General features: G+C 63.4%; 20 protein-coding genes. 3 read left to right on the forward strand and 17 right to left on the reverse strand.

Annotation, left to right across the window (positions count from 1 at the left end):
- Nucleotides 1-85: 85 nt before the first annotated feature.
- The 6 genes from LU684_RS14320 to nhaB form a co-directional block, all read right to left on the reverse strand.
- Nucleotides 86-625 (reverse strand): ATPase AAA, encoded by a 540-nt coding sequence (locus LU684_RS14320; protein WP_016488144.1) that lies wholly within the window; start codon nucleotides 623-625, stop codon nucleotides 86-88.
- A gap of 35 nt (nucleotides 626-660) precedes the next feature.
- Nucleotides 661-1,620, reverse strand: coding sequence for an MBL fold metallo-hydrolase (locus tag LU684_RS14325; protein ID WP_016488143.1), 960 nt, complete (start codon nucleotides 1,618-1,620; stop codon nucleotides 661-663).
- Nucleotides 1,621-1,636: 16 nt separating this feature from the next.
- Nucleotides 1,637-1,942, reverse strand: a complete 306-nt coding sequence (locus LU684_RS14330) for an NIPSNAP family protein (protein WP_016488142.1) — start codon at nucleotides 1,940-1,942, stop codon at nucleotides 1,637-1,639.
- Between the two features lie 69 nt (nucleotides 1,943-2,011).
- A complete protein-coding gene (locus LU684_RS14335) occupies nucleotides 2,012-2,557 on the reverse strand; it encodes a lipocalin family protein (RefSeq protein ID WP_016488141.1) in 546 nt (181 codons plus the stop codon).
- Nucleotides 2,558-2,628: 71 nt separating this feature from the next.
- Nucleotides 2,629-3,252 (reverse strand): dihydrofolate reductase family protein, encoded by a 624-nt coding sequence (locus LU684_RS14340; protein WP_016488140.1) that lies wholly within the window; start codon nucleotides 3,250-3,252, stop codon nucleotides 2,629-2,631.
- A 258-nt stretch (nucleotides 3,253-3,510) separates the two neighbouring features.
- Nucleotides 3,511-5,013: a sodium/proton antiporter NhaB gene (nhaB, locus tag LU684_RS14345; protein ID WP_060517036.1), complete on the reverse strand. Its 1,503-nt coding sequence runs from the start codon at nucleotides 5,011-5,013 to the stop codon at nucleotides 3,511-3,513.
- Between the two features lie 150 nt (nucleotides 5,014-5,163).
- Here nhaB and LU684_RS14350 point away from each other — a divergent pair, with 150 nt between their 5' ends.
- Nucleotides 5,164-5,976, forward strand: a complete 813-nt coding sequence (locus tag LU684_RS14350; RefSeq protein WP_016488138.1) for a crotonase/enoyl-CoA hydratase family protein — start codon at nucleotides 5,164-5,166, stop codon at nucleotides 5,974-5,976.
- Nucleotides 5,977-6,013: 37 nt separating this feature from the next.
- A complete protein-coding gene (gene nudC, locus LU684_RS14355; RefSeq protein ID WP_016488137.1) occupies nucleotides 6,014-6,844 on the forward strand; it encodes an NAD(+) diphosphatase in 831 nt (276 codons plus the stop codon).
- Here the strand turns inward: nudC and LU684_RS14360 are convergent.
- The 11 genes from LU684_RS14360 to LU684_RS14410 all read right to left on the reverse strand — a co-directional run bounded on the left by LU684_RS14360 (nucleotide 6,812) and on the right by LU684_RS14410 (nucleotide 20,159).
- Entirely contained in the window at nucleotides 6,812-7,591 is a 780-nt protein-coding gene (locus LU684_RS14360) for a TSUP family transporter (protein ID WP_232894753.1), read from the reverse strand. The genes nudC and LU684_RS14360 overlap by 33 nt on opposite strands.
- 201 nt (nucleotides 7,592-7,792) lie before the next feature.
- Nucleotides 7,793-8,623, reverse strand: a complete 831-nt coding sequence (locus LU684_RS14365) for an alpha/beta fold hydrolase (RefSeq protein ID WP_016488135.1) — start codon at nucleotides 8,621-8,623, stop codon at nucleotides 7,793-7,795.
- An 80-nt stretch (nucleotides 8,624-8,703) separates the two neighbouring features.
- Nucleotides 8,704-9,993: an NAD(P)/FAD-dependent oxidoreductase gene (locus LU684_RS14370; RefSeq protein WP_016488134.1), complete on the reverse strand. Its 1,290-nt coding sequence runs from the start codon at nucleotides 9,991-9,993 to the stop codon at nucleotides 8,704-8,706.
- A gap of 153 nt (nucleotides 9,994-10,146) precedes the next feature.
- Complete coding sequence (locus LU684_RS14375) at nucleotides 10,147-12,108, reverse strand: DNA topoisomerase III (protein WP_016488133.1); 1,962 nt, start codon at nucleotides 12,106-12,108, stop codon at nucleotides 10,147-10,149.
- Between the two features lie 201 nt (nucleotides 12,109-12,309).
- Entirely contained in the window at nucleotides 12,310-12,738 is a 429-nt protein-coding gene (locus LU684_RS14380) for a GNAT family N-acetyltransferase (protein WP_016488132.1), read from the reverse strand.
- Entirely contained in the window at nucleotides 12,731-13,897 is a 1,167-nt protein-coding gene (locus LU684_RS14385) for a ribosomal protein uL16 3-hydroxylase (RefSeq protein WP_016488131.1), read from the reverse strand. The genes LU684_RS14380 and LU684_RS14385 overlap by 8 nt, the downstream gene beginning before the upstream one ends.
- An 81-nt stretch (nucleotides 13,898-13,978) precedes the next feature.
- A complete protein-coding gene (gene purB, locus LU684_RS14390) occupies nucleotides 13,979-15,349 on the reverse strand; it encodes an adenylosuccinate lyase (RefSeq protein ID WP_024717417.1) in 1,371 nt (456 codons plus the stop codon).
- 214 nt (nucleotides 15,350-15,563) lie between these two features.
- The gene (gene hflD, locus LU684_RS14395; protein ID WP_016488130.1) at nucleotides 15,564-16,190 is read right to left on the reverse strand and encodes a high frequency lysogenization protein HflD; all 627 of its coding nucleotides are present in this window, start codon (nucleotides 16,188-16,190) and stop codon (nucleotides 15,564-15,566) included.
- The gene (gene mnmA, locus LU684_RS14400; protein WP_060517040.1) at nucleotides 16,187-17,311 is read right to left on the reverse strand and encodes a tRNA 2-thiouridine(34) synthase MnmA; all 1,125 of its coding nucleotides are present in this window, start codon (nucleotides 17,309-17,311) and stop codon (nucleotides 16,187-16,189) included. Before mnmA ends, hflD begins: the two co-directional genes overlap by 4 nt.
- A 57-nt stretch (nucleotides 17,312-17,368) precedes the next feature.
- On the reverse strand, nucleotides 17,369-17,809 hold the full coding sequence (locus tag LU684_RS14405; RefSeq protein ID WP_095115618.1) for an NUDIX hydrolase: 441 nt from the start codon (nucleotides 17,807-17,809) through the stop codon (nucleotides 17,369-17,371).
- A 124-nt stretch (nucleotides 17,810-17,933) separates the two neighbouring features.
- Nucleotides 17,934-20,159 carry an NADP-dependent isocitrate dehydrogenase gene (locus tag LU684_RS14410; protein WP_102667660.1) on the reverse strand — a complete coding sequence of 742 codons (2,226 nt, stop codon included), beginning with the start codon at nucleotides 20,157-20,159 and terminating at the stop codon, nucleotides 17,934-17,936.
- 412 nt (nucleotides 20,160-20,571) lie between these two features.
- Here LU684_RS14410 and icd point away from each other — a divergent pair, with 412 nt between their 5' ends.
- Nucleotides 20,572-21,828: an NADP-dependent isocitrate dehydrogenase gene (gene icd, locus LU684_RS14415; protein WP_016488126.1), complete on the forward strand. Its 1,257-nt coding sequence runs from the start codon at nucleotides 20,572-20,574 to the stop codon at nucleotides 21,826-21,828.
- The last annotated feature ends 41 nt before the right edge of the window (nucleotides 21,829-21,869 follow it).

The following is a 21,869-nucleotide window of genomic DNA, read 5'->3' on the forward strand; positions in this document are numbered from 1 at the left end:
GGCTGCGCAGCAGCCCCAGGGTTTGGAAGTAAACGCTGATATCGCTGGGGCTGCTGTGCAGCCCGATCGCGACACAAGGCCGCTCCTACAGGGACCGCGCTGCTGGTGCTGGTTGTGTGAGGCCTTCCACAAACGCCGCAATCTGCCGGTCACCACGCAGATGCACAACCGGCACCTGCGGGCCGATTGCCTGGCGGTTGGCTTCGATACCTGGCCGATAGCCCCGGTCGAACGTCCACACAAACTTCAGGAAGGTCAGAAACGCCCTGTCCAGCCGCTCGGTACACCCAGCCGGCAGGTCTGGCCGTGGCTTGTTCAGCACACTGCGCAGGATGACCCGCTTCAGGCATGTCAACCGTGGTGTATCCAGCCAGATAACCAGGTCGGCCCGTGGCAAGCGCAGGTCGAAGGTGCGGCGGCTGTAGTTGCCCTCGCATACCCACGCTTGCCCGCTAACCGCATCGCGTACCCGGCTGCGAAAGGTCTCGGCATCCGGCTCTACCCAGCCGGCCTCCCAGAACAACGTGTCAAGGTGTACCACCGACGCCCCCAGGCGGGCGCCGATCTGCCGGGCCAGGGTCGATTTGCCACTGCCGGCGTTGCCCAGAATCACGATGCGTTGCATGACCAAGTCCTTTTGGAAAAACCGGCCATGTTAATTCATCCGGTCAGCTCAAGACAGCCATCCCGGCCAAGGTGATAGCGCTGCAGGTCCTGCGCCAGGGTCAGGTGCCCGCTGTAGTGGACGAGGGCTTCGTCACGCACGTTGTCGATATTCGGGCTGCGCCTTGGGTCGCTCTGGTAGCGGGCGCTGAAATGCGTCAGCACCAGGTTGCGCACGCCCGCCGCTTCGGCAAAGCGCGCCACCGCCGCTGCAGTACTATGGCCGAAGGTGACCCCGGTGCGTTCGACCACGGCCTGGGTGAACGTGGCTTCGTGCACCAGCACATCCGCGCCTTGGGCAGCGTCGGCCAGCAGCTCGGGGGTATCGTTGTCGCCGCACACGATCACCCGCCGCGGTGGCCGGGAAGGGCGCAGGTAGTCGTTGCCATTCAGCAACTGCTCGCCATGCTGCACCGTCAAACCCCTGGCCAGCTCGCCCCACAGCGGGCCACGCGGTATGCCTTCGGCTTCCAGGCGGGGGATGTCCAGGCGCGGTTCGGGGTTGAGTTCGGTGAATATGAACCCGACGCTCGGAACGCGGTGTGACAGCTGAACGGTGGTTACCTGCAGAGTATCGTTGCGCCATTCGACCAGATCTTCCACGGCCAGCAGGCGCAGTTCGAACGGCAGGAAGGTATCGCTGGCGGCCAGGCCCTGGCGTACCCAGTCATGCAGCGCGGCGGGCAGGATCAGTTCCAGCGGCTGCGTACGCCCGCTCATGCCGGCACTGGCCAGCAGGCCGGGCAGGCCGAAGCAATGATCGCCGTGCACGTGGGTGATGAAAATGGCGCGCAGGTCGCGGATCGACAGCGGGGTGCGCAGCAGCTGGTGCTGGGTGCCTTCGCCGCAGTCGACCAGGTACCAGCCGCTGCCACTGGCTTCGATCACCGCCGTGGCGCTGACATTGCGTGCCTTGGTGGGCACCCCGGCGCAGGTGCCGAGGAACAGCAGGTCCATGTGCAACCTCCTTGATTCAGCCCAGCAGCGGTTTCAGGAAGCTGCGCTCGTAGCTGAGGATGAAGCGTTGCTCTGTAGCTGTGGCTACTGCAGCGATGCATTCCGGGTCGGTTTCAGCCTGTCTGCGGTACTGCTCGTAGGCCGCCAGGCTGGGGAAGCTGAACAGGCAGTACGCGATGTTGTTAGCGCCCTCAGCAGGCAGGAAGTAGCCGTGATGCTGGCCGCCCATGCGCGTGACGAGGCCTATCCACTGGCGTGAATAGGCCTCGAACGCAGGCAGCTGGTAAGGGTCGACGATGTATTTGACGTGGCAGGTGATCAATGTGCTCGCTCCTTCGAGGTATGACGGGCGCACACCTTAGCCGCATTGCTGCCTGCCGTCGACGGCCTGCTAGTCTCCCTGCCGCCAAATGAGCTTGCTGGTGTCATAACCTTGCTCCCGGGCGATGGTCAGCAGTTGCTCGCGCTGCTGGTCGGTGACCGCAGGCGTGCGTGAAAGCAGCCACAGGTACTCGCGGTTGGGGTGGCCCACTAGCGCCACCCGGTAATCCTTGTCGTGATACAGCACCCAGTACTCGCCCTTGGTCAGGCCCGGTGCCAGGCGGCTGAACCAGTTGTCGAAGCGCACCCACAGCTTGTCGGTGCTGCCCGGCTGCTGGGCCTCGGCGATGCCCTTGGCTTCGTTCCACTGGCCGTCCTTTTCCTTGCAGCGGTTGGTCACGTCGATCCGGCCATCCGGGCGCAGGCCATAGTGCGCCTCGGACTGCACGCAGTTGCGCTGGAAGAACATCGGCAGCCGGCCCAGTTCATACCAGGTGCCCTGGTAGCGTTGCAGGTCGACCTGCTGGGTGCGCGGCGGTGCCGGTTGATCGTTGCCGGCGCAGCCGAGCAGCGCCAGGGTCATGCAGGAAAGCAGCAGCGTAGTGCGCAGCGCCATGGTTGACCTCCTTGGAGCGGATAGGGGCTTCCTGTGTTTCGATGCCTGCGCGGGGCAAAAGTTGTATGGGATTACACCGTGTCGAATGAACCGGTCTGCACCTGGCCTGCGCGCACGTAGCGGCTGATGATCACGCCCTTGGGCGAGACTTGCGACTGCTGCAAGGTAAAGGCCGCTGCTGCTGCGTCATGACCGAACAGGCGTTTGCCTTGGCCGAGCAGCAGCGGGTGGATCAGCAGTTGCAGTTCATCTACCAGGTCTGCCGCCAGCAGTTGCTGCACCAGTTCGGCGCTGCCCTGGGTCAGCAGGTTGGCGCCGTCCCGTTGCTTGAGCGAGCGTACTGCAGCGGCGATGTCCGCGCCGAGGGCGTGGCTGTTGTGCCAGTCGAGGGTGGCAGGGGTGTGGGTGGCCACATGTTTGGGCACGCTGTTGAACAGGTTGGCGATGGAGAAGTCTTCGGCGTTGTCTTTGATGTTTGGCCAATAGCCGGCAAAAATGTCGTAGGTGCGCCGGCCCAGCAGCAGCTCAAAGGGCTGGCTGAACAATGCCTGCATGGCCTGGCCAAACACTTCCTCGGCGTAGGGCACGATCCAGCCGCCGTAGGCGAAACCGCCGCTGGTGTCTTCCTGCGGGCCGCCGGGAGCTTGCATCACGCCGTCGAGGCTGATGAAGGCGGCTACGATGAGTTTGCGCATGGGGACTCTCCTGTTGGCAGCCCGGTGGCTGCTTTCATGGGTAGTCGAATGGCACCAGGCAGAATCGACACAGGTCTCGAAAGCGATGCAGTTCCTGTGTAGGAGCGGCCTTGTGTCGCGAACGGGCTGCGAAGCAGCCCCGGCAATTTGTGCATTTGCGCTGAAATACCGGGGCTGCTTCGCAGCCCGTTCGCGACACAAGGCCGCTCCTACAAGAGACTGCATTAGCCGATCAGGTGGGGCCAGTGCAGGTTTACGTCACAGCCAGTAGGTCACCGCCCACCAACCCAGCCCACCCATCACCACGGTATAGGGCAAGGCCATCCACACCATCCGCCCATACGACAGCCGGATCAGCGGCGCAATCGCCGAGGTCAGCAGGAACAGGAACGCTGCCTGCCCATTCGGCGTTGCCACGCTGGGCAGGTTGGTGCCGGTGTTGATCGCCACCGCCAGCGTTTCGAAATGCTCGCGGCTCATGCTGCCATTGAGAAACGCCTGCTTCACTTCGGTTATGTAGATGGTGGCGACAAACACGTTGTCGCTGATTGCCGACAGCAAACCGTTGGCCAGGTAGAGCATGCCCGGTTGCTGCTCGGCCGGCAGTGTCAGCACCCAGCTGATCAATGGGCTGAACAGCTGCTGCTGATGAATGACCGCGACCACGGCGAAGAACACCACCAGCAACGAGGTGAACGGCATGGCGTCCTGGAAGGCGCGGCCCAGCCGGTGTTCGTCGGTGATACCGGTAAACGCCGTGATCAGCACGATCACCATCAGGCCGATCAGGCCAACCTCGGCCACATGCAGCCCCAGGCAGACGATCAATATCAGCGCCGCAAACCCTTGCACCCACAGCGCGATGCGCTGGGCCTGGGTACGTGCCGCATCGTCTTCGGCCGCATAGGCGGCCAGCACCTGGCGCACCGGCTCGGGCATCACGGTGCCGTAGCCGAACAGGCGCAGTTTTTCCAGCAGCACACAGGTCAGCAGGCCGGCACCCAGCACTGGCAGCGACACAGGTGCCACCTTGAAGAAGAAGTCGGCGAAGTGCCAACCCATCTCGTGGCCGATCAGCAGGTTCTGTGGCTCGCCCACCAACGTGCACACGCCACCCAGGGCGGTACCCACTGCGCCGTGCATCAGCAGGCTACGCAGGAAGTCGCGGAACTGGTCGAGGTCTTGGCGGTGCAGGTGGGCGATCTGCTGGTCGCTGTCCAGCGCGCTTTCCTCGCGTGGGTTGGCGCCAGACGCGACGCGGTGGTACACGGCGTAGAAGCCGACCGCAGCGCTGATGATCACCGCCGTCACGGTCAGCGCATCGAGAAACGCCGACAGAAACGCCGACAGCACGCAGAACAGCAACGCCAGAATTGCCTTCGAGCGCACCCCGAGCAAAATGCGCGAGAACAGGAACAGCAGCAGCTCCTTCATGAAATGGATGCCGGCGACCATGAACATCAGCAGCAGGATCACCGGGAAGTTGTGTTGCAGTTCCTCATACAGCGCCTGTGGCGTGGTCATCTGCAACAGCAAGGCTTCGATCAGCAGCAGGCCGCCCGGCATCAGCGGGTAACACTTCAGCGCCATGCCCAAAGTGAAAATGAACTCGAGCACCAGCGCCCAGCCGGCTGCAACCGGGCCAACGGTAACCAGCAGCAGCGGGTTGAGCACCAGGAACAGGCAGATGACCACCTTGTACCAAAGCGGCGACTGGCCCAGAAAACCATGGGCGAGGGCGCCGGACAGGGAGCGTGGCATGAATATGTATCCTTATGATTCGGCGATGGCGCACGGTGCCGGATTGGCGCGTCTTAGGCAAGGCGTGGAGTCCCGTTTTTGGCACAAGTACGGCCATCGGGCTGGGTTACCATCCACGCCATGAATCCTTCACCCGCAGGAGTGCCGCCCGTGACCGAGTACAGTGCGTTCAAGGTTGAACTGACCGACAACATCGCCCACGTTCAGATCAATCGCCCGGAAAAGGTCAACGCGATGAACGCGGCCTTCTGGGAAGAGATCATCACTATCTTCCAGTGGGTCGACGACACCGATGCCGTGCGGGCGGTAGTGATCAGTGGTGCCGGCAAGCATTTTTCCGCAGGCATCGACCTCATGATGCTGGCCTCGCTGGCTGGGCAAATGGGCAAGGACGTGGGGCGCAATGCGCGCTTTCTGCGTAGCACCATCCAGCGCCTGCAAGCCTCGTTCACCGCCGTGGACAAATGCCGCAAGCCAGTGCTGGCGGCCGTGCAGGGCTACTGCATCGGCGGCGCCATCGACCTCATCTCCGCATGTGACATGCGCTACTGCAGCAGCGACGCGCAGTTCTCGATCAAGGAAATCGACATGGGCATGGCCGCCGACGTCGGCACATTGCAACGTTTGCCACGTATCATTGGCGACGGCATGATGCGCGAGCTGGCCTTCACCGGGCGCAACGTTGCGGCCGACGAGGCCCTGCGCATCGGCTTGGTCAACCGGGTCTATGATGATCAGGCCGCACTGATGGACGGTGTCTTTGCCATCGCCCGCGAGATTGCTGCAAAATCACCGATCGCCGTGGCCGGCACCAAGGAAATGCTCAGCTACATGCGTGACCATCGCATTGACGATGGCCTGGACTACATCGCCACCTGGAACGCCGCGATGCTGCAGTCCGAAGACCTGCGCGTGGCCGTGGCGGCGCACATGAGCAAACAGAAACCGACGTTCGCCGACTGATCGGGCCGGGGGACGCGCAGTCAAGGAATCTCCCGACATGTCAGCACGCTGGACTACTGCAGTACTCGACCCGCAGATCACCGGGGGTGTGGCCGTGGCCCGCAGCCCGGAAGGGTTTCTGGTGGACGACAACGGCGCGCTGTTCCCCCGCGACTGGCTGAAGCGCCAGGACCTCGATGTGCTGTGCGAGCATGGCATCGGCCACTTTGACGGCCAGCCGGTATTTTTGCTGGAACTGCGCAGCGCCACCGATGTGCCCGGCTGCAGCTGGCGTGGGCTGCGTGCGTTCATGCTCGAAGGCGACTTCGACACCTACAAAGTACTGGGTTACGCCGCGCAGATCGGCACCTGGGCCCGCGAGCACCGTTTCTGCGGCAGCTGTGGCCAGGCGATGACACAAATTCACTGGGAGCGGGCGATGTACTGCCAGCCGTGCGACCTGCGCAGCTACCCGCGTATTTCGCCGAGCATGATCGTGCTGGTGACCCGTGGTGATGAAATCTTGCTGGCGCGCTCGCCGCGCTTCGTCACCGGTGTGTACAGCACCCTGGCGGGTTTTGCCGAGCCGGGTGAGTCGGCCGAAGACTGCCTGGTGCGCGAAGTGCGCGAGGAAGTGGCCGTGGACGTGCAGAATATCCAGTACGTCGGCAGCCAGTGCTGGCCGTTCCCGCATTCCATGATGCTGGGTTTCCATGCCGAATATGCCGGGGGCGAGATAGTCATGCAGCCGGACGAGATCGAGGATGCCCAGTGGTTCAGCGTCCACGACCTGCCGCCGCTGCCGGCCGGGCGGTCCATTGCCCGGTACCTGATCGATCTGTATGTGGCCAGGCGTTTAGGCTTGCCCGAACCAGTGCTGCCACGCTAGGCGCACAGTCAGTGCCAGCACCACGGTGATGAACACCGGGCGGATGAATTTGCTGCCGCCGCTGATCGCCGTGCGTGCGCCGAAGAAGGCGCCCACCATGACCGACAGGCCCATGCACAGGCCGACGATGTAATCCACCTGCCCGGAAATGACGAACACCGTCAGCGCCGCGATGTTGCTGACGAAGTTCATGCTGCGCGCCACCCCGCTGGCGCGGACCAGGTCGATGGGGTACAGCAGCAGGGTGCTGACCGTCCAGAACGCTCCGGTGCCTGGCCCTGCGACGCCGTCGTAGAAGCCCAGGGTGAAGCCTTGCGGTACCTGCCACTTCTTCTTGATGGGTGCATCGGCATCCAGCGGGGCCTTGAGTGTGCCGCCGAACAGCAGGTAGATGCCACAGGCGAACACGATTACCGGCAGCATCTTGTTCAGCCATTCGGCTGGCATGTAGTGGGCGATGACCGCGCCGAGCAACGCCCCGGTCAAGGTGGCGAACAACGCCGGGCGCCACTGCGCCGGGTGGAACAGTTTGCGCTTGTAGTAGGTGAAACCTGCGGTGGCCGAACCGAAGGTGGAACTGAGTTTGTTGGTGCCCAGCACCAGGTGCGGTGGCATGCCGGCGGTGAGCAGGGCCGGGGTGGTGAGCAGGCCCCCGCCACCGGCGATGGCATCGATGAAACCGGCGACGAAGGCGACCAGGGCCAGAATCAGCAGGGTTAAGGGTTCTACGGTGAGTTCGAAGGGCATGGGGGTCTTGGCAGGCAGGGAGGCAAGGTGCGGCAAAAGGCCGCGCTAGAAGGGTGACATGGTAATCCTGGGAGGGGTGTGTTGCCAGTGGCGGCCTCTTCGCGGGTAAACCCGCTCCCACAGGTTCAGCGTCGAACCTGTGGAAGCGCTGTACCTGTGGGAGCGGGTTTACCCGCGAAAGGGCCGTTACAGGTGATCACATCAGCTACGGATAAACGCCAGCAAATCCGCATTGATCACATCGGCATGGGTAGTCGGCATGCCATGCGGGTAACCTTCGTAGGTTTTCAACGTGCCATTGGGCAGCAGCTTCGCCGAAAGCACCCCAGAGTTTTCATACGGCACGATCTGGTCATCGTCCCCATGCATCACCAGTACCGGCTGGTTTATGCCTTTGAGGTCTTCGGTGAAATCGGTCTGGGAAAACGCCACGATGCCATCGTAATGGGCCTTGGCGCTGCCGATCATGCCCTGGCGCCACCAGTTGGCGATGATGCCCTCGCTGGCTTCGACACCGGGGCGGTTGTAGCCGTAGAACGGCCCGGCCGGTACATCCCGGTAAAACTGCGCACGGTTGTTGGCGACCTGGGCCTGGAAGTCATCGAACACCGACTTGGGCAGGCCGCCAGGGTTGTCGGGCGTTTGCACCATCAGTGGCGGCACGGCGGCGATCAGCACCGCTTTGGCCACCTTGTCCTGAGGGTAGCGGGCCATGTAACGCACCACCTCGCCACCGCCGGTGGAGTGGCCGACATGCACGGCGCCCTGGACACCCAGGTGGGCAACCACGGCTGCCACATCATCGGCGTAGTGGTCCATGTCGTGGCCGTCCCATACCTGGCTGGAACGGCCATGACCACGCCGGTCATGGGCTACAACGCGGTAGCCCTGGGCGAGAAAGAACAGCATCTGGGCATCCCAGTCATCTGCGCTCAGCGGCCAGCCGTGGTGGAAGTGAATGACCGGGGCGTCGCGTGGGCCCCAGTCCTTGTAGAAAATCTGCACGCCGTCCTTCGTGGTTACATGGCTCATGATCGTGTCTCCTGTCTGCAGGAACCGAAGGGAGCTATTGAGAATAGGAAAGATTCCGGCGCAGCAAGCGCCGGTCGTCTTCAGACAGTGTCGCGCAGTCTGTACCAGGCTTTGGCGGCGGCTTCCAGCGGTGCTGCGAGCAGGTCCCCGCCGGGGAACCGGCCATTGTCGATGCCTTGGTACAACGCCAACAGGTCGTCGTCACCGAGGATGGCATCGCTGACCGCTCGCGCCGCGGCCAGGGTAGGCAGTATGCCGTGGCCGGAGAAACCCTGCAGCCAATAGCGCTGGTCTTCGCGGCCGACGTCAGGGGTGCGCCGGGTGCTGCAATCGATATGGCCGCCCCAGGCATAGTCAATGGCTACCCCGGCCAGTTGCGGGAACACCCGCTCCAGGTAAGGGCGCGTGGCGCTGGCGACGTCCTTGGGAATGCCGCCCAGGTAAGTGCAGCCGCCACCGAACAGCAGGCGGTGGTCCGGGGTGAGGCGCAAGTAGTCGGGTACGAACTGGTTGTCGATCACGCAGCTGTTGCGCGGCAGCAGTGAGCGGGCGAAGTCGGCGTCCAGTGGTGCGGTGGCGACCTGGTAGGAACCGACTGGCAACAGGCGCCGCGACAGGCCGGGGTCGAGGCGGTCGATGTAGGCGTTGCAGGCCAGCACCAACACTTGGCAGCGCACTTCGCCGTTGTCTGTGCGGGCAACATAGCCGTTGCCGGCTTTTTGATAACTGAGTACCCGGCTTTGTTCGTAGATGTGCCCACCACCCGCTTCGAGGGTGCTGGCCAGACCTTGGGCCAGCTTCAGCGGGTTGAGGTGGGCGCCTTTGGCGTCGTAGAGCGCAGCCTGATAACGCGGGCTGTCGATCCATTGCGGCAGCTCGTCGCGGCTGATCAGGCGCAGGGCGTCGTAGCCCCATTTGCTTTCGGCATCGTGCAGGGCTTCTTCAAGCATTTTCACCCGGCGCGGCAGCACGGCGGTCCACAGGCTGCCCAGCCTGTAGTCGATATCGAAACCATGGCGCTGGGGCAGCTCGCGCAGTTCGTCGGCGGCCCAGCACATGCTCGCCCACAGGCGCTGGGTACGTTCCAGGCCCAGGGCTTTTTCCAGTGGCGGCATGTCGCAGGACCAGCCCAGCAGCGCCTGGCCGCCATTGCGCCCGGAGGCAGCCCAGGCCACGCGGCTGGCCTCCAGCAATGTGACGCGCTTGCCGGCCTGGGTCAGGCGCAGGGCGGTATGCAGGCCACTGAAGCCGGCGCCGATGATCAGCACATCAGTGTCGTGGAGGCCTTGCAGGGTAGGGCGCAGCGGGATGTTGGCGGGGTAGGTCTGGGCGTAGTAGCTGGCGACGTGCTGGGCGGATTGTTTGAACATGCAGAAGCCTCGTGAAAATTATTGTGATTATTTTCATGAAAACTTAGCAGGGAAATTTCATAGCGCCAATGTGTCAGGCAGGGTTTAGTCGTTTGCCTGTTATTAATGTGCTGCCTGAGCAGGCCCTATCGCCGGCAAGCCAGTGCAGAAGTTTCAGGTTGTCGCCTTTTTCCGGGGCTGGCGCGGCTTGCCCGCTGCCGACTTGCTTCCGGCCGCTTTGCTTTTTCCACTGCCACCGCGACGCTTCTTCTTCCAGGGCGGTGCTGCCCCGGCTGCCGGCCCGCTGATGGTCATGCGCATGCCGCTGCAACGTTCCACCAGTTTGCCCATCCACGCCGACTGCCGGGCCACGAATTCTTCCAGGCTCATCTCGCCGCTTTGCACCATGTCCAGCGCCTGCTCCCAGATCGCCGTGGTGCCAGGGTCGGCGATGGCGCGGGGTACGGCATCAATCAGGCTGAAGGCCGCGGGTGTGGCCGCGAGCGCCTTGCCGTTCTTCACCAGGTAGCCGCGGTCGAGCAGGCCCTGGATGATGCTGGCGCGGGTGGCCTCGGTGCCGATGCCGGTGGTTTCCTTGAGCTTCTGCTTAAGGCGCGGGTCGTCCACCAGCTTGGCCACGTTTTTCATGGCCTTGATCAGGTCGCCTTCAGTGAACGGCTTGGGCGGCTGGGTCCACAGGTCTTTCAGTTGCAGGCCTTGCACGGTGCAGTCCTGGCCTTCGCGCAGCACGGGCAGCACCTGGGCCGGCGGTGCTTCGCGGCCTTTTGCCGGGGTCAGCGCCTCGGGCAGGGCGCGGCGCCAACCCGGTTCGACGATCTGCTTGCCCACTGCGCGCAAGGCATGGCCGGCACAGTCGAAGTCGGCCTGGGTGCGGTCGTACTCATGATTGGGCAGGAACTGCGCCAGGTAGCGGGCGCGGATAAGCGTGTACACCGCCTTGTGCTTGGCCGGCAGGCGTGAGGGGTCGCTGGCGGCGGCGGTGGGGATGATGCCGTGGTGGGCGCTGACCTTGGCGTCGTTCCATGCCCGCGAGCGGCGTTGGGGCTCCAGGTAGGGCTGTAGCGGCGCCAGGCTGGCATCGGCCCGTTGCAGGGCAGCCAGGATGGCGGGGGCCTCGGCGTGCTGGCTTTGTGGCAGGTAGCCGCAATCGCTGCGCGGGTAGGTGATCAGCTTGTGGGTCTCGTACAGGGCCTGAGCGATGTCGAGGGTTTCCTGGGCGCCCAGGCCGAACTTTTTCGAGCACAGCTCCTGCAGGGTGCCGAGGTCGAAGGGCAGGGGCGCGGCTTCACGCATGCGCTCGGTGGTCACCTTGACGGCCCGGGCCGTACCGGCATTACCGATGGCGGTGGCAGCCTGTTGCGCCAAACCCTGGTTCAGGCAGCGGCCCTGATCGTCGCAGGCATCTTCGGGTGCACGCCATTGGGCGTTGAAACGTTGGCCTGCGTGTTCAAGCTGTACGTCGATGGCCCAGAACGGCACCGGCACGAAGTCGGCAATGCTGCGGTCGCGGTCGACCACCAGGCGCAAGGTGGGTGTTTGCACCCGCCCCACCGGCAGCACGCCCTGGTAGCCGGATTGGCGGCCAAGCAGGGTGAACAGCCGGCTCATGTTCATGCCGATGAGCCAGTCGGCGCGGGAGCGGCCCAGCGCCGAGTGGTACAGGTTGAACGTTTCGTGGCCTGGCAGCAGGCGCGCCAGGGCCTTGCGGATGGAGGTGTCATCCAGCGCCGACAGCCAAAGGCGCTGCACCGGGCCGCGGTAGCGGCAATGCTCGACCAGCTCGCGGGCGATCATTTCGCCTTCGCGGTCGGCATCGGTGGCAATTATCAGCTCCCGGGCTTCGCCGAGCAGGCGCTTCACCGCCTTGAACTGGCTGGCGGTTTTGGGCTTGACCAGCATCTTCCACGTGTCCGGGATGATCGGCAGGTCGGCCAGGTTCCAGCGCTTGTAGCGTTCGTCGTAGCTGTCGGGCGGGGCGGTTTCCAGCAGATGGCCGATGCACCAGGTTACGCAGACATCGGTACCTTGCCAGCAGCCGTCGCCCTTGCGAGTGGCGCCAAGCACTTTGGCGATGTCTTTTGCCTGTGAGGGTTTTTCGCAGAGGAACAGGCGCATGGCCGGGAACGCTTCATCGGGGGTGATGGGTACTAGGATGCGCAAGCGGGGGCGCGGAGGCAAGTTTTATCTGGATGGATGTACAGGTTTTTGTGAGGGGAAGTATCTTGAGCCTGTTCCGGCCCTTTCCCGGTTGAACCCGCTGCCACAAGGGCCCCCACAATTTGCAGATGTATGGGGCCCCTGTGGGCTGGTCATGGATCAGGCGTGCGAGTCGCGCACCATGTCCACGTGCGGGATGCCGGCTTCGAGGAATTCCTCGCTGACCACGCGAAAGCCCAGCCGCTCGTAGAACGGGGTGGCGTGCACCTGGGCGCTGAGCGTCTGCTGCTTCAGGTCGCGGTTCTGTGCTTCGACGATGACCGCATTGACCAACGCATCGCCAACCTTCAGGCCCCGCCAGTCCTTGAGCACGGAGATGCGACCGATGGTGCCGTCAGCCAGCAGGCGCGCGGTACCAATCGGATAGTCGCCTTCCTGGGCCAGGAAGTGGACGGCGTCCTGATCTTCCGAATCGAACTCCAGCTCTGGTGGAATGTGCTGCTCGGCGACGAACACCGCTTCACGGATACGGCGGATGTCGGCGTTGTCTTTGTGCCAGTCTGCAAGGCGAACGCTGATCTTATTCATTGGCGAATCCCAGGCTTCCTTGTTTGACCAGCTGCTGTACAAGCATAAGGCCATCTTCATCCTGCAGCCACTCGGCGAGGTTGTCGACATGCAGGGCATCGGCCGCGCACACCAGCTTCAGCAGCTCGCGCAGTTTGCCTGGCAGTGGGCAGCTACGGCCGCTGGCGAACAGCAGCAAGTCGTCTTCGAACTCTGACCAGGCCATGCGGGCGCTCGGGTTGCGGATCAGGATGGCGCCTTGCTCGAGGGCGTCGACCAGCTCCTGCTCGCTCAGCTCTTCGCCAACGATCTGTTCGGGGTAACGCGGCTCGGTCATGAACTGGCCGAACCAGGTCAGCAGCAGGTCCTTGTCGCCCATGTGCTTGTCGAGCAGGGCCTTGAGGCGGTCGAGGGCGTCGTGCTGGATCTGGTGTGGGTCGCTGACCGGCTGGGCGTCGGCGTCACTGTAGCGTTCTTCGTCCGGCAGGAACTGGCCCAGGAAATCGGTGAAGTGGGTCAGTACTTCAGCGGCGCTTGGCGCGCGGAAGCCGACCGAGTAGGTCAGGCAGTCGTCCACGGCTACACCGTAGTGGGCCAGGCGTGGCGGCAGGTAGAGCATGTCACCTGGTTCCAGGGTCCATTCGCCGCTCTGCTCGAAGTCGGCAAGGATACGCAGGTCGGCGTGCTCCAGCAGCGGGCTGTCGCTGCTGCACATCTGGCCGATCTTCCAGTTGCGCTGGCCGTGGCCCTGCAGCAGGAACACGTCGTAATTGTCGAAGTGCGGGCCAACGCTGCCACCGGGGGCGGCGAAGCTGATCATCACATCGTCGATACGCCAGCTGGGCAGGAAGCGGAAGTTTTCCAGCAGTTCGGCCACTTCCGGGACGAACTGGTCCACGGCCTGTACCAGCAGGGTCCAGTCCTTTTCCGGCAGCTCGGCGAAGGTGTCTTCGTTGAACGGGCCGCGGCGCAGCTCCCACGGGTGTGCACCGTGTTCAAGCACGATACGCGACTCGACTTCCTCTTCCAGGGCCAGGCCAGCCAGTTCGTCGGGGTCGATCGGGCTGATGAAGTCCGGGAAGGCCTGGCGCACCAGCAGGGGCTTCTTCTGCCAGTAGTCGCGCATGAATTCGCGGGCCGAGATGCCGCCGAGCAGCTGCAGTGGAGTATCAGGATTCATGTTCAACCTATTGAAAAAACGTAGTTTTCGTCCGGGAATAAAAACGCCCGGCCAGGCCGGGCGTTGTATGCGACGGTCAGCTTAGATGCGTTTGGCCTGGGCTGCCGCGTTACCGATGTAGGTAGCGGGGGTCAGCTGCTTGAGCTCGGCCTTGGCTTCGGCTGGCATGTCGAGGCCGTCGATGAAGGTGAGCAGCGCGTCCGGGGTGATGCCCTTGCCACGGGTCAGCTCTTTGAGCTTCTCGTAGGGGTTTTCGATGTTGAAGCGGCGCATCACGGTCTGGATCGGCTCGGCCAGCACTTCCCAGCAGGCGTCCAGGTCGGCGGCGATGCGGGCTTCGTTGACTTCCAGCTTGCCGATGCCTTTCAGGCTGGCTTCGTAGGCAATGACGCTGTGGGCAAAGCCCACGCCCAGGTTGCGCAGCACGGTGGAGTCGGTCAGGTCGCGCTGCCAGCGCGAGATCGGCAGCTTGCTGGCCAGGTGCTGGAACAACGCATTGGCGATACCCAGGTTGCCTTCGGAGTTTTCGAAGTCGATCGGGTTGACCTTGTGCGGCATGGTCGAGGAGCCGATTTCGCCGGCAACGGTCTTCTGCTTGAAGTAGCCCAGCGAGATGTAGCCCCACACATCACGGTCGAAGTCGATCAGGATGGTGTTGAAGCGGGCGATGGCGTCGAACAGCTCGGCGATGTAGTCGTGCGGCTCGATCTGGGTGGTGTACGGGTTGAACTGCAGGCCCAGCTCGTCTTCGATGAAGGCGCGGGCGTTCTCTTCCCAGTCGATCTGCGAGTAGGCCGACAGGTGGGCGTTGTAGTTGCCCACGGCGCCGTTGATCTTGCCCAGCAGTGGTACGGCAGCGACCTGGGCGATCTGGCGCTCCAGGCGATACACGACGTTGGCCAGCTCTTTACCCAGGGTAGTCGGCGAAGCCGGCTGGCCGTGGGTGCGCGACAGCATTGGCACGGCGGCGTGTGTGTGGGCCAGGGTGCGGATGGCGTCGGCGATCTGGCGCATCAGTGGCAGCAGCACGTCGTCACGGCCGGCGCGCAGCATCAGCGCGTGGGACAGGTTGTTGATGTCTTCGCTGGTGCAGGCGAAGTGGATGAACTCGCTGACCTTGGCCAGCTCAGGCAGCTTGGCAGCCTGCTCCTTGAGGAGGTATTCGATCGCCTTGACGTCGTGGTTGGTGGTGCGCTCGATTTCCTTGACGCGCTCGGCGTGCTCAAGTTTGAAATCGGTGGCCAGGTTGTCCAGCAGGGCATTGGCTTCGGCGGTGAACGCCGGCACTTCGCCGATCTGCGGGTGGGCGGCCAGGCGCTGCAGCCAGCGCACTTCGACCAGGGCGCGGAAACGGATCAGGCCGAATTCGCTGAAAATGGGGCGCAAGGCCTGGGTTTTGCCGGCATAACGGCCGTCTACAGGGGAAACCGCAGTGAGCGAAGAGAGCTGCATGGGGTGTTCTCGGACAGTCAGGCTTTTGGAGGGCGCATATCATACATGAAAAATACGCCGAGGTCGGGTGGCTGACCAAAGGTCGGGCCTATTTGATGCTGGTGGCAAACCCTGTGGGAGCGGGCTTGCCCGCGAACACCGGCGAAGCCGGTGCCATCCACCGAGTCGCCTGCTTCGCGGGCAAGCCCGCTCCCACAAGGATCAGCGCAGCCCCTCAGCTGGCGCTGCGCATCATGTCGTACAGTTCGTTCAGCAGCTTGCGCCGGCTGAACACCAGCTGCCAGCGGTGACCGCCCAGCTGGCGCCACAGGCGTGCGGCGCGGATACCGGCCAGCAGCAGGGCGCGGATTTTCGAGGCGTTGCTGGCCTGCTGCAGGAAGCGCATGTCGCCATGCACCTGAATACGCTGGCGCAGGGTGCTCAGGGTGTCCTGGTACAAGGCTCCACTGGAAGCAATGACGTTTTCGTGAACCAGGCCAAAATGGTCAGCCTGGGACTGGATTTGTGGCAGGCGGTTGCCAATGGTGTCGAGCAGGTCGCCACGTTTGTTCAGCTGGCGCTCCAGGCCCAGCATCGACAGGGCATAGCGCAGTGGCTCGCGCTGCAGGCTGCTGGGGTCGCGCTCCAGGGCACCGGCCAGCGCACGGTAGCCGTCACGCAGGTTCAGGTCGTCACCGCCGAACACCTCCAGGGTGTTCTTGGGGTCGCGGACCAGCAGGCTGCCGAGCATGCAGCCGATGTTGGCCTCACTGGCCTGGCCGGTGCGGGCGATGCGGTCTACCAATACGGCGGCCTGAAACACACCGCCCAATGCAATCAGCTGCTCCTGCAGGTTGCTCATGCGCGCGGGCTCCAGGGCTCGGCGGCTTCGATTACGCCGCCGCCCAGGCATACTTCACCGTCATAGAACACTACCGACTGGCCTGGGGTAACGGCGCGTTGCGGTTCGTCGAACACAGCGCGGTAGCCGCTGGCCGTAAGCGCCAGGGTGCACTGCTGGTCGCTCTGGCGGTAGCGGACCTTGGCGGTGAGCTGGCGCGGGCTGCTGAGGTCGATGGGGTTGACCCAGAAGATGTCCGAGGCGAGCAGGGCGCGGGAGAACAGCCAAGGGTGTTCGTTACCCTGGCCGACCACCAGCACGTTGCGGGTCAGGTCCTTGTGCAGCACGTACCACGGCTCGTCACCGGCATCCTTCAGGCCGCCAATGCCAAGGCCCTGGCGCTGGCCGATGGTGTGGTACATCAGGCCATGGTGGCGGCCGATCACTTCACCTTCGGTGGTTTCGATGTTGCCCGGCTGGGCTGGCAGGTACTGCTTGAGGAAGTCGCTGAAGCGGCGCTCGCCAATGAAGCAGATGCCGGTGGAATCTTTTTTCTTGGCGGTGGCCAGGCCGTGTTTCTCGGCGATGGCGCGCACTGCCGGTTTTTCCAGCTCACCGACCGGGAACAGGGTGCGGGCAATTTCCTTGCCGCCGACGGCGTGCAGGAAGTAGCTCTGGTCCTTGTTCGGGTCCAGCCCCTTGAGCAGTTCGGTGAGCGCGCCAGTGTCACGACGGCGCACGTAGTGGCCGGTGGCGATCAGGTCGGCACCCAGTGACAGGGCGTAGTCGAGGAACGCCTTGAACTTGATTTCGCGGTTGCAGAGGATGTCCGGGTTGGGCGTGCGGCCGGCCTTGTATTCTTCAAGGAAGTGCTCGAACACGTTGTCCCAGTATTCGGCGGCGAAGTTGGCGGTGTGCAGCTTGATGCCGATGCGGTCGCAGACGGCCTGGGCGTCGGCCAGGTCTTCACGGGCGGTGCAGTATTCGGTGCCGTCGTCTTCTTCCCAGTTCTTCATGAACAGCCCTTCCACCTGGTAGCCCTGCTCGATGAGCAGAAGGGCGGAGACGGAAGAGTCCACGCCGCCGGACATGCCGACGATGACGCGGGTCTTGGCGGGGTCTTTGAGTGCTGGGCTGGTCATGGTTACCGGTGTGTATCAAGGGAAAAACGTCGATTCTATCAAACCCGTGGCGACGCGTCAGTCGCGTAGCAGGGTAAGGCTGTGCAAGGGGCCTTTGAGGTAGTCGTCAAGGCAACGTGGCACCAGCTCGCTGCGCCAGCGGGCCGGGTCGGCCAGCAGCTCGTCGCGGGTCAGCCACACGGCGCGGACGATGTCGCTGTCCAGTGCCAGGTCGGCGTGATGGCACACCGGGCGGGCAGCAAAGCAGATGCGCTGGTAGGTCACGCCGTTGCTGGGGGCAGTGTAGAGATAGATACCGACCACGCCGGTGAGCTCGACTTCCCAGGCGGTTTCTTCCAGGGTTTCGCGCAGCGCGGCCTGGGGCAAGGTTTCGTTGGGCTCCAGGTGGCCGGCGGGCTGATTGAAGACGTGCAGGCCGGCTTTGAATTCTTCGACGAAGAGGAACTTGCCCTCGTGCTCGACGATGGTGGCGACGGTGATGTGGGGTTGCCAGGTCATTTGCGGTGTCCTTTCAGAGGGTCGGGACCGCTTTGCCGGCGATGGCCCGCAAAGCAGCCCCAATGTCCAGAACGCAAAAACCCCGGTGCGTGGCCGGGGTTTTTGCTGTTACTTCAAGCGAACCTTACAGGGCAGCAATGGCGCTGTTCAGGGTCTGGCTTGGGCGCATCACCTTGGCGGTCAGCTCGGCATCAGGGGCATAGTAGCCACCGATATCGGCCGGCTTGCCCTGAACGGCGTTGAGCTCGGCGACGATGGTCGCTTCGTTCTCGGCCAGGGTTTTTGCCAGCGGTGCGAAGCGCGCTTGCAGCGCAGCGTCGTCGGTTTGAGCGGCCAGGGCTTCAGCCCAGTACAGGGTCAGGTAGAAGTGGCTGCCGCGGTTGTCGATACCGCCAACTTTGCGCGAAGGCGACTTGTTGGTGTCGAGGAACTTGCCGGTGGCCTGGTCCAGGGTGCTGGCCAGAACCTTGGCGCGCGGGTTGTCGTAGGTGTTGCCCAGGTGCTCCAGGGAAGCGGCCAGGGCCAGGAATTCACCCAGCGAGTCCCAACGCAGGAAGTTCTCTTCAACCAGCTGCTGCACGTGCTTGGGCGCCGAACCGCCGGCGCCGGTCTCGAACAGGCCACCACCGTTCATCAGCGGCACGATCGACAGCATCTTGGCGCTGGTGCCCAGTTCCATGATCGGGAACAGGTCGGTCAGGTAGTCGCGCAGCACGTTGCCGGTCACCGAAATGGTGTCCTTGCCTTCGCGGATGCGGGCCAGGGAGAACTTGATGGCGTCGACCGGAGCCAGAACACGGATGTCCAGGCCAGTGGTGTCGTGATCCTTCAGGTATTGCTGCACCTTCTCGATCATCACGCCGTCGTGGGCGCGGGCCGGGTCCAGCCAGAACACCGCAGGGGTGTTGCTCAGGCGGGCACGGTTGACGGCCAGCTTGACCCAGTCCTGGATCGGCGCGTCTTTGGTCTGGCACATGCGGAAGATGTCACCGGCTTCGACGTTCTGCTCCAGCACAACGTTGCCTTTGCCATCGACCACGCGCACGACGCCGTCGGCCTTGATCTGGAAGGTCTTGTCGTGGGAACCGTACTCTTCGGCTTTTTGCGCCATCAGGCCAACGTTCGGCACGCTGCCCATGGTGGTCGGGTCGAAGGCGCCGTGCTGCTTGCAGTCTTCGATGGTGGCCTGGTAGATACCGGCGTAGCAACGGTCCGGGATCACGGCCTTGGCGTCTTGCAGTTCACCGGCGGTGTTCCACATCTTGCCCGAGTCACGGATCATGGCCGGCATCGAGGCGTCGACGATCACGTCGCTCGGCACGTGCAGGTTGGTGATGCCTTTGTCGGAGTTGACCATGGCCAGGGCCGGGCGCTGGGCGTACAGGGCCTGGATGTCAGCCTCGATCTCGGCCTGCTTGTCGGCTGGCAGGTCCTTGATGCGGGCGTACAGGTCGCCGATACCGTTGTTGGCGTTGAAGCCTACTTCGGCCAGGGCTGCGGCGTGCTTGGTCAGCACGTCGTTGTAGAACTCTTCGACGATGACGCCGAACATGATCGGGTCGGAAACCTTCATCATGGTGGCTTTCAGGTGCACCGACAGCAGCACGCCGGCGGCCTTGGCATCAGCGATCTGCTCGGCGATGAAGGCTTTCAGGGCCTTGCGGCTCATGGTGGCGCAGTCGATGATTTCGGCGGCCTTGACGGCGGTTTTCTCTTTCAGGACGGTGGTGCTGCCGTCTTTGCCAACCAGCTCGATGCGCAGGCTGTCGTCAGCTTCGATCAGTGCGGCTTTTTCGCTGCCGTAGAAGTCGCCCTGGGTCATGTGGGCAACGTGCGACTTGGAGTCGGCGGCCCAGGCGCCCATCTTGTGCGGGTGCTTGCGGGCGTAGTTCTTCACCGACAGCGGCGCGCGGCGGTCAGAGTTGCCTTCGCGCAGCACCGGGTTCACGGCGGAGCCCTTGATGCGGTCGTAGCGGGCACGGGACTCTTTCTCGTCCGCGGTGGCCGGCTCGTCGGCGTAGTCAGGGATGTTGAAGCCCTTGCCTTGCAGTTCCTTGATCGCGGCCTTGAGCTGCGGTACCGAGGCGCTGATGTTTGGCAGCTTGATGATGTTGGCTTCAGGGGTGGTAGCCAGCTGGCCCAGTTCCGCCAGGTGATCGCCTACTTGCTTCTCTGCGCCCAGTTGCTCCGGGAAGGCGGCAAGGATACGGCCGGCCAGGGAGATGTCGCGAGTTTCGACGGCGATGTCAGCCGAAGCGGTGAAGGCTTCGACGATCGGCAGCAGCGAGTAGGTGGCGAGGGCGGGGGCTTCGTCGGTGAAGGTATAGATGATCTTGGAACGGGTGGGCATGCGGGTTAACTCTCTGTGTGCTGAGCGTGCTCGAGTCTCGTGGTGCGCAGGGTAGGCGCATCGCCCTGGCAGCGCCATGAGCGGAAAGTCGAGAGGCTGCGAGCGGTGATGGTGGATGCATCAGTCGAGCGTCAATGCTGAGCTGCGGTAACAACCCAGGCTTTTCGGCCATTCATGGCCAAGGGCGGTCCGCATTTTCCTGGGATTCGCCCCGATGACCCTTCGGTCGCGGCGGAGTATACCAAACCATTCGGGCTAATCAGCAAGGCCAAGTGATATCGGCCCATTTATAAGACCAAAGACGTAGCGGCAATGTGGCGGGTTGTCGCATGCCTTGCAGGTCGGCAGATGTGGTTTAGGCTCAGTGGATCGCACGATGTCCAATCACACCCGACAGCGGAGTAGTGCAAGCATGGGATACCAGAAAATCAAGGTTCCGACCGACGGTACCAAGATCACCGTCAATGCAGACCATTCGCTCAACGTTCCTGACAACCCCATCATTCCTTATATCGAAGGCGACGGGATTGGCGTGGACGTCTCGCCGGTCATGATCAAAGTGGTCGATGCCGCCGTGCAGAAGGCCTACGGCGGCAAGCGCAAGATCGCCTGGATGGAGGTGTATGCTGGCGAAAAAGCCACCCAGGTGTACGACCAGGACACCTGGTTGCCGCAGGAAACCCTCGACGCCGTGCGTGATTACGTGGTGTCGATCAAGGGCCCCCTGACCACCCCGGTGGGGGGTGGCATCCGTTCGCTCAACGTGGCCCTGCGCCAGCAACTGGACTTGTACGTGTGCCTGCGCCCGGTACTGTGGTTCCAGGGTGTGCCGAGCCCGGTGAAAAAGCCCGGTGATGTCGACATGGTGATCTTCCGGGAAAACTCCGAGGACATCTATGCCGGTATCGAGTGGAAGGCCGGTTCGCCTGAGGCGAACAAGGTGATCAAGTTCCTCAAGGAGGAAATGGGCGTCACCAAGATCCGCTTCGACCAGGACTGCGGCATCGGCGTCAAGCCGGTATCCCGCGAGGGCACCAAGCGCCTGGTGCGCAAGGCCCTGCAGTACGTGGTGGACAACGACCGCGAATCGCTGACCCTGGTGCACAAGGGCAACATCATGAAGTTCACCGAGGGGGCCTTCAAGGACTGGGGCTACGAGGTGGCCAGGGACGAGTTTGGTGCCGAATTGCTCGATGGCGGCCCTTGGATGAAGTTCAAGAACCCCAAGACCGGCCGCGAGGTCATCGTCAAGGACGCCATCGCCGACGCCATGCTGCAGCAGATCCTGCTGCGCCCGGCCGAGTACGACGTGATCGCCACCCTCAACCTCAACGGTGACTACCTGTCCGACGCCCTGGCGGCGGAAGTGGGCGGTATCGGCATCGCGCCGGGGGCCAACCTGTCCGACACCGTGGCCATGTTCGAGGCTACCCACGGCACCGCGCCCAAGTATGCCGGGCAGGACAAGGTGAACCCTGGCTCGGTGATTCTCTCGGCAGAGATGATGCTGCGGCACATGGGCTGGGCCGAGGCGGCCGACCTGATCATCAAAGGCACCAACGGTGCGATCGGTGCCAAGACCGTGACCTACGACTTTGAGCGCCTGATGGACGGCGCCACGCTGGTGAGCAGTTCAGGCTTTGGCGATGAAATGATCAAGCATATGTAGGCAATGCAAAACCGGCCGCTTCCAGGTAAAGAAGCGGCCGG

It is taken from the genome of Pseudomonas sp. NMI542_15, assembly GCF_021283425.1.
Lineage (GTDB): Bacteria > Pseudomonadota > Gammaproteobacteria > Pseudomonadales > Pseudomonadaceae > Aquipseudomonas > Aquipseudomonas fortuita.

Excerpts from the sequence above, each read along its gene's own strand:
- LU684_RS14370 (WP_016488134.1), bottom strand. The coding sequence starts at position 9,993 with ATGTTCAAACAATCCGCCCAGCACGTCGCCAGCTACTACGCCCAGACC.
- nudC (WP_016488137.1), top strand. The coding sequence starts at position 6,014 with ATGTCAGCACGCTGGACTACTGCAGTACTCGACCCGCAGATCACCGGG.
- LU684_RS14325 (WP_016488143.1), bottom strand. The coding sequence starts at position 1,620 with ATGGACCTGCTGTTCCTCGGCACCTGCGCCGGGGTGCCCACCAAGGCA.
- LU684_RS14340 (WP_016488140.1), bottom strand. The coding sequence starts at position 3,252 with ATGCGCAAACTCATCGTAGCCGCCTTCATCAGCCTCGACGGCGTGATG.
- icd (WP_016488126.1), top strand. The coding sequence starts at position 20,572 with ATGGGATACCAGAAAATCAAGGTTCCGACCGACGGTACCAAGATCACC.
- LU684_RS14360 (WP_232894753.1), bottom strand. The coding sequence starts at position 7,591 with ATGCCCTTCGAACTCACCGTAGAACCCTTAACCCTGCTGATTCTGGCC.
- purB (WP_024717417.1), bottom strand. The coding sequence starts at position 15,349 with ATGCAGCTCTCTTCGCTCACTGCGGTTTCCCCTGTAGACGGCCGTTAT.
- LU684_RS14410 (WP_102667660.1), bottom strand. The coding sequence starts at position 20,159 with ATGCCCACCCGTTCCAAGATCATCTATACCTTCACCGACGAAGCCCCC.
- LU684_RS14365 (WP_016488135.1), bottom strand. The coding sequence starts at position 8,623 with ATGAGCCATGTAACCACGAAGGACGGCGTGCAGATTTTCTACAAGGAC.
- LU684_RS14375 (WP_016488133.1), bottom strand. The coding sequence starts at position 12,108 with ATGCGCCTGTTCCTCTGCGAAAAACCCTCACAGGCAAAAGACATCGCC.
- LU684_RS14380 (WP_016488132.1), bottom strand. The coding sequence starts at position 12,738 with ATGAATAAGATCAGCGTTCGCCTTGCAGACTGGCACAAAGACAACGCC.
- LU684_RS14405 (WP_095115618.1), bottom strand. The coding sequence starts at position 17,809 with ATGACCTGGCAACCCCACATCACCGTCGCCACCATCGTCGAGCACGAG.
- hflD (WP_016488130.1), bottom strand. The coding sequence starts at position 16,190 with ATGAGCAACCTGCAGGAGCAGCTGATTGCATTGGGCGGTGTGTTTCAG.
- LU684_RS14320 (WP_016488144.1), bottom strand. The coding sequence starts at position 625 with ATGCAACGCATCGTGATTCTGGGCAACGCCGGCAGTGGCAAATCGACC.
- mnmA (WP_060517040.1), bottom strand. The coding sequence starts at position 17,311 with ATGACCAGCCCAGCACTCAAAGACCCCGCCAAGACCCGCGTCATCGTC.
- nhaB (WP_060517036.1), bottom strand. The coding sequence starts at position 5,013 with ATGCCACGCTCCCTGTCCGGCGCCCTCGCCCATGGTTTTCTGGGCCAG.
- LU684_RS14335 (WP_016488141.1), bottom strand. The coding sequence starts at position 2,557 with ATGGCGCTGCGCACTACGCTGCTGCTTTCCTGCATGACCCTGGCGCTG.
- LU684_RS14385 (WP_016488131.1), bottom strand. The coding sequence starts at position 13,897 with ATGAATCCTGATACTCCACTGCAGCTGCTCGGCGGCATCTCGGCCCGC.